The following is a 979-nucleotide window of genomic DNA, read 5'->3' as shown; positions in this document are numbered from 1 at the left end:
TAGACATTATCACGGTTTCAGAAGTATCATAAAAAAAGGCTTGAATTTTTTAGATTTGTAGTTGCAAAACCAAACAAACTAAAAAAGACGAGCCATGAACAAAATTAACACATTAACTACACTTAATCATAGAGAATACACACATTTATATTCAGTTTTTTGTCCTCTTATGGAGGAGCGAGTTAGCAACTATACCCTCAAAGGGACTTTACGCAAGTACAGACAAGTTAAAGAATCTAAGTTAAGTAGCCTTTATGGGAATGAAGCCAAACTAAAGTTCATTTTGCAATACTTAAAGCAAAACCCTAGTCAATCTTTTATGGCAGCGTATTCTGGGATATGCCAGTCAAAAGTAAGTGAATGGATCAAGTATCTCTTGGTGGTTTTACATGAAACCTTAGATCGTTTAAACTTTCTAGCTCAGCGTCAGGGTAGTTTCACTATTAATGAAAACTTAGATTATATTTTATGTGATGTCACTGAAAGACAGGTTAGTAGAAGTACAGACTATGAACTTCAAAAAGAGTTTTATAGTGGAAAAAAGAAGACACATACTGTAAAAAACTTAGTATTTTCAGATTCCAAGACTTATATCCATTATCTTGGAGAAACCTACGAAGGAAGTCTGCATGATAAAACCTTATGGGATGAAATATGTCTTAAACCTTCCTCTGTAACGATAATAGCTGACTTAGGATTTTTAGGAGTTGATAAAGAGAATGAAAATGTTATTATACCATATAAAAGCTCAAAACACCACCCATTAACCACCCTTCAGAAGCAAATTAACAAAGCAATTGCCCAAGTAAGAGTCAGAGTAGAGCATGCTTTTGCAGGGGTAAAAAGATTAAGAGTCGTCAAGGAGAAAATACGCCTAAGAACCAGTCAAATCCTAGATCGAATCATGGATATTGCTGTTGGATTACATAATCTTAGAGTTACTTTCAGAACAATAAATAATAAACCGTGATAAAGTTTA

General features: G+C 33.6%; 1 protein-coding gene. It reads left to right on the top strand.

Annotated features, from left to right (window positions below; translation table 11 throughout):
- Window positions 1–94 precede the first annotated feature (94 nt).
- Window positions 95–970, top strand: coding sequence for a transposase family protein (locus tag QM491_RS25450; RefSeq protein WP_283330401.1), 876 nt, complete (start codon window positions 95–97; stop codon window positions 968–970).
- Window positions 971–979: the final 9 nt, after the last annotated feature.

Origin of the sequence: Flectobacillus longus (genome assembly GCF_030056705.1) — a bacterium.
In the GTDB taxonomy this organism is placed as follows: domain Bacteria; phylum Bacteroidota; class Bacteroidia; order Cytophagales; family Spirosomataceae; genus Flectobacillus; species Flectobacillus longus.
The sequence above is the reverse complement of the archived record's forward strand: the minus strand, read 5'-3'. Positions and strand labels throughout refer to the sequence as shown.

What these genes read in the sequence shown, in the direction of transcription:
- QM491_RS25450 (WP_283330401.1), top strand. Translation starts at nt 95, where the DNA reads ATGAACAAAATTAACACATTAACTACACTTAATCATAGAGAATACACA.